General features: G+C 38.9%; 12 protein-coding genes. All 12 read right to left on the bottom strand.

The window, feature by feature from the left end:
• The coding region (locus AC220I_RS13245; RefSeq protein ID WP_486724322.1) for an aminotransferase-like domain-containing protein at positions 1-981 on the bottom strand (981 nt) is incomplete at its 3' end.
• Between the two features lie 64 nt (positions 982-1,045).
• On the bottom strand, positions 1,046-1,690 hold the full coding sequence (locus AC220I_RS13240; protein ID WP_486724321.1) for a GntR family transcriptional regulator: 645 nt from the start codon (positions 1,688-1,690) through the stop codon (positions 1,046-1,048).
• Positions 1,691-1,785: 95 nt separating this feature from the next.
• Positions 1,786-2,688 carry a thiamine pyrophosphate-dependent enzyme gene (locus tag AC220I_RS13235; RefSeq protein WP_486724320.1) on the bottom strand — a complete coding sequence of 301 codons (903 nt, stop codon included), beginning with the start codon at positions 2,686-2,688 and terminating at the stop codon, positions 1,786-1,788.
• Entirely contained in the window at positions 2,685-3,860 is a 1,176-nt protein-coding gene (locus tag AC220I_RS13230) for a transketolase C-terminal domain-containing protein (protein WP_486724319.1), read from the bottom strand. Before AC220I_RS13230 ends, AC220I_RS13235 begins: the two co-directional genes overlap by 4 nt.
• Entirely contained in the window at positions 3,860-4,162 is a 303-nt protein-coding gene (locus tag AC220I_RS13225) for a 4Fe-4S binding protein (protein WP_486724318.1), read from the bottom strand. Before AC220I_RS13225 ends, AC220I_RS13230 begins: the two co-directional genes overlap by 1 nt.
• Entirely contained in the window at positions 4,159-4,689 is a 531-nt protein-coding gene (locus AC220I_RS13220; protein ID WP_486724317.1) for a 2-oxoacid:acceptor oxidoreductase family protein, read from the bottom strand. The genes AC220I_RS13225 and AC220I_RS13220 overlap by 4 nt, the downstream gene beginning before the upstream one ends.
• Before the next feature lie 196 nt (positions 4,690-4,885).
• Positions 4,886-5,737, bottom strand: coding sequence for a nitroreductase family protein (locus AC220I_RS13215; RefSeq protein WP_486724316.1), 852 nt, complete (start codon positions 5,735-5,737; stop codon positions 4,886-4,888).
• Between the two features lie 15 nt (positions 5,738-5,752).
• The gene (locus AC220I_RS13210; protein ID WP_486724315.1) at positions 5,753-6,607 is read right to left on the bottom strand and encodes a sensor domain-containing diguanylate cyclase; all 855 of its coding nucleotides are present in this window, start codon (positions 6,605-6,607) and stop codon (positions 5,753-5,755) included.
• A 16-nt stretch (positions 6,608-6,623) separates the two neighbouring features.
• Positions 6,624-7,298, bottom strand: a complete 675-nt coding sequence (locus AC220I_RS13205) for a potassium channel family protein (protein WP_486724314.1) — start codon at positions 7,296-7,298, stop codon at positions 6,624-6,626.
• A gap of 8 nt (positions 7,299-7,306) precedes the next feature.
• Complete coding sequence (locus AC220I_RS13200; protein WP_486724313.1) at positions 7,307-8,779, bottom strand: TrkH family potassium uptake protein; 1,473 nt, start codon at positions 8,777-8,779, stop codon at positions 7,307-7,309.
• Between the two features lie 127 nt (positions 8,780-8,906).
• On the bottom strand, positions 8,907-9,329 hold the full coding sequence (ndk, locus tag AC220I_RS13195; protein ID WP_486724312.1) for a nucleoside-diphosphate kinase: 423 nt from the start codon (positions 9,327-9,329) through the stop codon (positions 8,907-8,909).
• A 43-nt stretch (positions 9,330-9,372) separates the two neighbouring features.
• Positions 9,373-10,041, bottom strand: a complete 669-nt coding sequence (locus AC220I_RS13190; RefSeq protein ID WP_486724311.1) for a hypothetical protein — start codon at positions 10,039-10,041, stop codon at positions 9,373-9,375.
• Between the last annotated feature and the right edge of the window lie 297 nt (positions 10,042-10,338).

Below are 10,338 nucleotides of genomic sequence, written 5' to 3'. Positions count from 1 at the left end.
CCATGCAAAGAGCCCGCCCTGAGGCACTTCATATTTAGCTGATTTTGGAAAATGCTCATCCATGGTAGCGATCATCAAATCTCTTCTGTGCTTGTACACTGATTTAATTTTCTCAATGTGGACATCCAAATCGTAGTTTTCAAGAAACACAGAAAGTTCTCTTTGGCTGATAGAGCTTGATTGAAGATCTGCACTCTGCTTAACTGTTATATACTTTGAAAGCAATAACTCACTCGCACATACCCAACCAATTCGGAGGCCAGGAGAAAAAGTCTTAGAAAAAGTACCAAGATAAACCACCCTGCCTTCAGTATCAAGGGATTTCACAGCAGGTTGTGATTCGCCCTCAAATCTCAACTCGCCGTAAGGATTGTCTTCAATGATGACGAGGTTATACTTGTTTGCGATTTCAACAAGCGCTTTACGTCTCTCAAGTGACCATGTCCTTCCAGATGGATTTTGAAAATCCGGAATAACATAAATATATTTTACATTTTCAGTTTCATTTATAATCGTTTCAAGATGTGACATAATCATGCCGTCAGAATCAGTCTCAACTTCTTTGAACTGACACTCATATGCTCTAAAAGCATTGATGGCACCAAGATAACTTGGGCTTTCACACAAGACGTAGTCCCCTGGATTAATAAAGACCTTTCCCGTAAAGTCAAGGCCCTGTTGTGAGCCACTTGTAATCAAAATATCTTCTTTTTTAGCTTTGATCCCCTGTTTACTCATACGGTTTGCAATTTGAGTCCTCAGTGGATCATAACCTTCAGTTGGGCTGTATTGAAGCGCTTCTTTACCCATGTTTTCAAGCACTTTTTGAGTGACGACTTTCATTTCATCAATTGGAAAAAGCTCAGGTGCCGGTAGGCCCCCCGCAAAGGAAATAATTTCAGGTTGCTGCGTTAATTTTAATATTTCTCTGATTTCTGATGCTTTTGCTTTTTTTACTCTTTCTGAAAATAGATGATTCATAAACACGCCTCCTACTCATTATCAAGCGCCACCCATCAAAGAATCAATCTTGGACAAGGACGCATTACGAAAAGAAATTACGAGACATCTCCTCTAAAAATCTACGTGTATGTTCTTCAGTGTGTTTTCTAGCATCTTCAGGATTTTTTTCCTTTATTGCCAAAGCAATATCCTGAAGGGATTCAAAAAACCATTCAAAATTTTCAATAACATATTGGATTGATTGTAAAAACCTTGCGGTTTTCGTGTTGAGGTTATCGAGAATATCAATCAATATCTCATTTCGTGATGCCGTTCTAATAATCTCATGAAAATTCTGATCATCTTCGATACATAACTTATAGTCTTTGACGATGTCATATTTTGAAAAGCGTTCTATAATGTCATATAGCGCTTTTATCTCATCAGGTGTGGCTCTTTTAGATGCAAGCTCAGCTGCGAGTGCCTCAAGGTTTTTCTTTACCTCATACGCACTTTTGACAGTGGCAAGATCTATTTGAGTAACAAAGGTACCCACTCTTGGCCTGATTTCAACGAGCTCAATTTGAGACAACTTGATTAAGGCTTCTCTCACTGGCGTTCGGCTCACGCCAAACTCTGCAATCAAATCCTTCTCATTGATCACATCACCTGGTTTCATCTCTAACTCTATGATTCTCTTTTTTAACACTTCAAAAATAACATTATTGGCTTGTTTCACTTTATCCATCCCTCATTATCTATAATCATGTCATATTTTGTAAATTCTTTAACAATCTATTAAACTTTATTATACATGATTTGCTGAGGTAAACCAAGCATTTGTTACTGCCAGTTTTCAAGCATTTGAGCCCATTTCTCAGCTCTGAATTGCTCAATGGTTTCAATGTCTTCTTCTTTTAAATGCTTAAATCTCGTTTGCCCTTTTAAATAAGGTCTCACGTCCCTAGAAAGGTCAGGTTTTTGATTCAAAGTGAACTTGCCATTTTCAAATTCTGCCAAGTACCACAAGCCATTGTCAACTACTTCTTTAGCAAGTGCAATGGTTTGATCAGATTCATGTCCCCATCCTGTTGGACAAGGTGAAAAAACGTGAATATATGCCGGACCATCCGCTTCTTTGGCCTTTTGAACCTTATTCATGAAGTCCTCTAAATAACCCACACTTGCAGTTGCTGCATACTTAATGCCATGTGCGGCAACGATTTCAAACATATTCTTCTTGGGTTTGATATTTCCCCTGATAACTTTGCCTGAAGGGGTTGTGGTTGTACTTGCACCAAAAGGGGTTAAACCACTCTTTTGGATACCCGTGTTCATATAGGCCTCGTTGTCTGTACAGATATAGATGAATTTTTCACCCCTATCAATTGCACCTGAAAGTGCCTGAATACCAATATCCGCGGTTCCACCATCACCTGCAAAACCAACCGATAAGTGTTTTTTATTAAGTGCCTTAAGGCCAGCTGCTACACCTGTTGCTACTGCTGCAGTTGAAGCGAACGGTGTGATAATCGCGTTGTTCTTAAAAGCCATATTGGGATATATAAAGGAAACCGCAGCCATACACCCCGCTGGAAGTGATAAGTAAGCTTCTTCTCCAAGAACCTTTAAAGCCAATCTAAGCGCTAAACTCTCACCGCAACCGCCACATGCTTTGTGACCGTAGAAATACTCGTCACTTGTAATATTTCTCGCATTCAGCTTAACTGGTTTATTCATTGTCATAGTGTACACCTCACATTATAGTAGCTTACTTTGTCAAGTTGATTACCTTCCAAAAGCTGGTTGAACATTTGTTCAACATCCTCTTTAGTGATATCTCTTCCGCCAATGCCACCGATAAAATTATAGGTTTCTGTTTTCATACCTGTTTGCAAGAGCGCTGAATTGACATTAGTATAAATAGTGCCTTCGTAACCAAAAGAAATATTTTTATCTACAATCCCCACGGCTTTTGCAGTTTTAATGGCTTCAGCCAACTGGGCTACTGGGAAAGGTCTTACTACTCTTAATTTGATGAGGCCAACTCGCTTGCCCTCTGCTCTCATTTGATCGACAACCACTCTTGCAGTTCCAGTGACACTTCCTGTGGTCAATAAAAGGACCTCTGCATCTTCATGTCTATAGCCTTCTAAGACACCACCATAGCCTCTGCCAAACTGCCTTGCATAAGCCTGATCCACAGACTCAATTACATCGAAAGCATGGAACAAATCCTTATGCTGTTTAATCTTAAACTCCATGTTGTGCTGGTTACCGGCAGTAATGCACATGCTCATCGGGTTTTCATCATTCATCATATGATTTGCTCCCTTAAAAGGTGGTAAAAATTGATCAATTGCCTCTTGAGCTGGAATATGAACTTTTTCATAGGTATGTGTCAAAACAAAACCGTCTAGATTAATCATTACAGGTGCCATGACACTTTCATGCTCTGCCACCTTGAAGCTCTGAATGGTAACATCAAGCGCCTCTTGAGCATCCTCAACAAATATTTGAATCCAACCTGCATTTAGTAAAAACATGGTGTCCATTTGATCACCATAAATATTCCATGGTGTCGCAAGTGATCGATTTGCGTTCATCATGACGATCGGCAAGCGTGCGCCAGATGCATAAGGTAGACACTCTGCCATGTACAAGAGTCCTTGTGAGGAAGTTGCTGTAAACGTTCTTGCACCCACCGAACTCGCGCCTATGGAGCAGGCCATAGCACTGTGCTCAGACTCAACATGCATATACTCGCAATCAAGTTCACCGTTCTGCACGAATGCTGAAATTTTTTCTACGGCTTTTGTTTGCGGCGTTATGGGATAAGCGGCAACCACATTAGGTCTAGATAGCTTAACGCCATATGCAACAGCTTCATTTCCATTTAAAAATGCATATTGACTCATTATTTTTCCTCCTTAACCATTTGAATCGCCTTGATTTTGCACTCATTAGCACAAATACCACAGCCCTTGCAGTAATCGTAATCGATTTCAAATTTCTGGTCATCATTTCGATGAATGGCACCATCAGGACATACCAAATAGCATCTATAGCATCCTACGCATTTTTCTTCATTGATCACAGGCATGAACACGCGCCATCCCGAATTTTGATCTGTGATATGAAAACTCTTACAGCTTGATCCCATAGGAAAGTCATCGATGTGATTTAACATAGGAAGAGGCACTCTTTTAAAATTTTTCATGACAGACCTCCTTGATCATAAGCTCTTTTAAAGGCTTCAATATTTTTATCTGCTATACTTGGTTTCATGCTTGATTTAATGGCATTGGTACAGGCTTCAAAAGAAACGGCTTCTTTGGCATAGTAGGCAAGAAAGCCCAACATTACTGTGTTGGCAATTGGTATGCCCAATAGCTCAAGTGCAATTTTTGTCGCATCAATGCACTTTATATTTTTATGGTCGATCACCCTTTGTGTATTCACTAGAATCAAAGCTTCATCATTTCTCAAGTCTGATAAGACTGATTCGTCAAAAAGAGTATCATCTAAAAAAACGATGAAATCACATTTTGACAGCTCACTTCGGTCTGTTATTTTTTCTGTTGAAATTCTGTTAAAGCCCAGCACAGGCGCACCTCTTCTTTCAGGACCAAAAGAAGGAAAAGCCTGAGCAAACTTTTCGTCATATATGGAAGCAGCCACACCTAGCAGTTTTGCACCTGTAAAACTCCCTTGGCCACCTCTTCCGTGCCATCTTATTTCAAACATAATACACCTCTCTCATCAAATTGATATATGTGTGATATATCAGTTGTATATATCGAGCATATCATATCTTTGTTCTCAAAACAATACATAAGCACAAAAAAGTTGAATCATTTTAATTAACACACAAAATTATGTGATGCTAATTAATCGATTCAACTTTAAAGTATTTATCTTATGAGCGGCATATTTACGAGACTTAAACTTCAGGTTTCCAAGAAATAACGTATTCGATTGTCGGATCATCGATTGGAATTTGTAGACCCTCCACAAGCGCCCAATCCCCCTTAAGGCCGATTTCATCAATGGCGCTTTTGAAATGTGCCATTCCAATGCCAATATCTAAAAATTGCATATCAAAATGAAGCTTATTGCTATAGTTTGGCGTGTGTTTAATGAAGAAATGAACATTGGCATCTTGATCGACTACCATTCGCCACGGTTGTTTGTTGGAGGCTGATGGGCCAACCCTGATCATCTCTAGAGGAATTTCGTAATTGCCTGCCTCATTTTTACTGAGTGGCGTCTTAAAATCGTCTTTAAAACAAATGGTTTCAAAGTCAAATTTGTTATCTGAGTTGGCAAACCGTCTCATGGTCTTCTCGATAATGCTTGGCTTCTCATCATGATAACCTATGGGTGTAATGGCAGGAATTATATAGCTGCTATTTTTTTCAAACTTAGCACTGAGCATTTTTCGATCAAAGGTACCGCCAAGCCAACAAGTGCCAATTCCAAGCGAAAGTAGCTGTAGCATAAAAACCTCAAAGGTATATCCAAAATCGACAAGGTGTGCTTTGTCATTCTTCGTCATACCAACCACATAACCTGCAGGGTTTCTAATAACGCCATATGTCCCTATTTTTTCACCTTCTGCATTAATGTGATTGCTTACAGGAATCAAAGTGTATTCAGCACTTTGACCAAAAGGGCCTTTCATGTTGTTGAGGTCTGCTAAAAAGTGGTTGAGCTTATCCATATGAACTTCTGTTATCGGTGCATTCTTAAAACTTCTAACCGACCGCCTGTTTTCAATTAGTTTAATAAACATATATGCCTCCTGTCTTTATTTAAAGAGATTTTGTCTTCTATTTTTCTTTGAATACATTTGCTGGTCTGCTTCAATAATAAACCGTTCGAGCGTAAACTCTGGTGAAAACTCAGATAGGCCAATACTGGCACTAACATGAACGATTGTATCATTAAAGTTGAACTCAAGACTTGTAATTTCTTCCTCTATCCTATTGATGATCATATTTGAAATCACTTCATCAGCGCCTTTTAGAAGTAGGACGAACTCATCACCACCATATCTTGCTGCAATATCCCCACTTCTGATGGAAGCCTTAAGCACCTCCGCAATTTTCATTAGGACAATATCCCCCGACCGATGACCAAACTGATCATTGATGCGCTTAAATTCATCCACATCCATCAGGGCCAGTGTAAAAGGCTCTGCCTGACGATGATAGTTTTCAATCAGTTCAGAAACTTGCTCGATAAAGTACTGTCTAGAACAAAGTCTTGTTAATCCATCGTAATAAGCCATGTCAATTACTTTTTTACCCATTATCTTTTCGTGAATATCCATACAACTGCCAAGATAACCTACAAACTCACCATCGTCAAATATCGGAGTACCCTGATCCGATATCCATCTGTATACACCATCTGCTCTTAACAAGCGATATTCCATATAAAATGGCAAACGTTTGTCAAAATGGTCTGTATATACTTTTAAGCACCTATCAAAGTCTTCAGGATGAACACCTTCAGTCCATCCATTGCCCTCTTCCTCTGCGATTGAACGTCCCCTAAATTTTAGCCATGCCCTGTTAAAATAAAAGCACAACTTGTCTACACCACTCATCCAAATCATATTTGGCGCATTTTCCACAATCAACTCATAGATATTCGTCATAAACTCACCACTCTCTTTACTTTTTTTTGCTGAAAAAACGATATGCCGCTTCCACAGTTGCCCTTGATCCCACCAAGAAAAGCTGCCTGTTTTCTTCAAGTGTCCGATGCCCTCTTGGTATGATTAGTTCTTCTCTTTCACTATCATAAATTCCAGCAATTATGCAATCAACCGGGAAATTTGGGTCTTTGCCAATCGTTGAAATCGTCTTGCCTTTGTGGATACTGTCCTTTGGAAAATCTATAATGGAAATCTCCGCCTTGCCATCTCCAAAAGAAGCCACACGCCTAATGTCCGGTTTTTCAATATCCAATACGAATTTATGAGCCAACATAGAAACACTTGAGGCGATATTGTTTGCCCCTGCAATTTTATATGCCTCTTCATAATCAGGGTCTCTCATTCTTACAAAGATGTTTTTAACCTTAAACCGTTTGGCTAATAGTGATACGATGAGATTCGTTGAATCGTGAGCTGTCACCGCAAGACAATAGTCCGCCTTTTCTATACCTGCATCCTTTAATATCTTAATCTGAGTGGCATCCCCATTTATGGTCACTGCAGAGAGCTCTGTATAAATCTCTTCACATGCTCTAAGATCCTTATCAATCACCACAACGTCGTGCTTATCTGAAAGCGTCTTTGCCACACTTCTACCAACAACGCCACCACCTGCAATTATAATATACATATATCCCCCTAACTTTGCCATGCTCTGCGACTAAAGAGTAAAATTACAGGTATGATCTCTAATCGCCCCATGAGCATTGCCACAATAAAATTGGATTTAACAATAAGATTTAGTGATGCCATTTTTTCTACTGAAAAATAAAAGGGGCCAATGTTTCCAAGTGCACTTGTCATACCTGATAGCGCTTCAAAGGGGCCCAAATCAGAAAATACAGCAGTGATCATTGCACCAATAACCACAATCAAAAGCCATCCGAAAAAAAGTGCCGAAAGTTTGTATAGTTCATTCTTTTCAACAATACTCCCATCAATTTTTACAGGCACAATGGCACGTTTAGGATAATAAATCCGCTTGAGCTCACGATTAAAAAGTCTTTCAAGCGCCAATACTCGAACAACCTTGATTCCCCCTGACGTGGATCCAACACAGCCACCGATAATCATGAGCCAAATGAAAATCTGTTTGGCAACAGTTGGAAAGAAACCAGATCCGATATCCTCAGTCCCAAAACCCGTGGTGGTTATGACCGATACCACCTGAAAAAGTGTTTTTCTAAATGCATTTTCTGAGACATTGCCATTAATACCCATAGCAACTAAAATAATTAATACCGCTAAACCAATTATTTTAAGGAATCCTCTGAACTCTTCATTTCCAAAACCATCACTGTATTTTCTCGAAAACCACTTAAAGTGTACAAAGAAATTAATTCCACCAAGGAGCATGAAAAAAATGATGGTGTACTCAATATAAATTGCATTTTTATAGTGATTCAACGCATAGTAGCCAATACTGGCATCGTGGTTGCTGAAACCACCAGTGGAAAGTGTGGTTAAACTGTGTAATACAGCGTCAAAGAAAGGCATACCCAAGAGGGTCAAAATAAGAATCTCAGATGCTGTGTATATGGTATAAATCAACCAAAATAATTTAATGGTTCGATAGATGTTGGGAACGGGGCGAGACGTATTGATCTTATGACTTTCTGCAGAAATTAGCTGCCATAGGTTGCCCTCGTTTTTAAAGGTGACAAAGAGGAAAAAAGTAATAATCCCCAGGCCACCAAGCCACTGAATCATACTCCGCCAGAGCAAAACGGATCCAGGCATGGTGTCTAAACCAGAAAGCACAGTAATTCCAGTGGTTGTAAAACCGCTTACCGATTCAAAAAAAGCGTCAATAAATGATATTTTTAAAATTAAGATAAAGACAATACCACCTATAAGTGATATCATCACCCAAGATATGGCACATAAAATCATGCTCATAGACATATTTAAGGATTCATCAACCTTTTTATTTGGAAAATAGAATACACAGCCAAGCGTCAAAGTGATCAAGACTGCTAAAAAGTGATTATAGACCAGTTGACGACCTTCTGACATGATAATCGAATAAATGAGTGGTATGATTTGAGCAATACCCACAATAAATATGAGTGAACTGTTTATTTTTAATATCATTTTGAGTTTGGTTTTCACGTGGCCCCCGAAAATAACATATTTATTACTCTTAATACCCTAATGATTGTCCTATAATAAAGAAAATAAAAAAATGACCCATAAATTTTATATTATAGGTCATTTTTATACGATTTCCCATTTGATTTTATAATTCTGGAAACCAAATGGCAATTTCACGTTCAGCAGATGCTTTTGAATCCGAGCCATGAACCAGATTTTCGGTGGTACAATATGCGTACTGCCCTCTTATACTCCCAGAGTCCGCCTTCAAGAAATCTGTTGCGCCGTTAATCTTTCTTACCAACTCAATGGCATTCTCACCATAAAGCGCCATCACAACAACAGGACCTGATCTCATAAAAGTCAACAAACTCTCGTAAAAGGGTTTGCCTACATGTTCTTCATAGTGTCTTTCCAAGGTTTCCAGAGGTGCATTTTCAAATTTCATCGCACGAATTTTTAAATTTTTCACTTCATATCTTTCAATAATTCTACCAATCAGTGCTCTTTTTACACCATCCGGTTTTATAATGACGAGTGTCTGTTCCATATTTCGACTTTCATTCATAAGATCATCTCCTTTGAAATCAATATATCCAAATTAAGGGGCTTTAATCACTTATCAGCGGAAAGAGGTCAGGCGCAATATTAGCGGCAATCCTTTGATAATAGCTTCTTCTAGCTGGATCTTGCTCTGAGGCTGATATGAGCCAATTAAGCCACGCAAACTGAAGATTGTTGTCAGCTTCAGCGCGGGCCTCCATAAGTAATGCTAATCTTTCAGCATCAGGTTTGTCCATGATTTGACGGACGATTATAAAACGGCTCAAGTAGGTATGTTGATACTGAGACTCTATGGCCTGAATATGCTCTAAGGATAAACGCTCATCCAGTACAAACTGAGAATATGCACGCCAAAGGTCAGGGGTGTACCATCGATCTAATTTTGAACCCAACGTCTTAACGAACTGGTTTTGACTAGGCATTAAGCCCTTAATTAATTCAAAGAAGACTAATGTCTGTGCCCTTAGATGAGGATAAAAAAGCGAGCCTTCAAGTTCATTTACTAAATTTTGATATGCCTCAAAATCTGTACATACAAAGTACTTGTTGAGGATCAATTCTGTATATCGCTTGGCTTGCCTAATGTCAATCAAATAACTTCCAACCGCTAAAAGACATAGGGCTAAAATACTCCTAAACCAGAATCCCCTTATTAGACCCATTAAAACCACAATGAGCATGGTCCCATAAATCATTTGTTTAAGTCTTTTTTGCATGATGCCCCCATATGATAATAACCATTTAACGCAAAATCTTGTTTTTAACATTGCCATTCTCATCTAATCGCTCTTCACAATTTAAAAACGCTCGCTTGATCCGAGAACTAATAATATATACCAACATTTGAGTTTGAGTCTGGATCTTCCCCGCGGCTGCATTTGCCTCAATGCTTGTAGGATATTAAGAAACCTCAATCTATGAATTAACCCATAGATTGAGGTCTAAAAAACTAATGCGTTGCTAAAATTTCGTCTTCTCTAAGCTTAATCTCATCCATAACCTCTGAATATGGT

It is taken from the genome of Fusibacter sp. (genome assembly GCF_057447755.1).
This window is presented reverse-complemented; position numbering and strand designations above follow the sequence as displayed.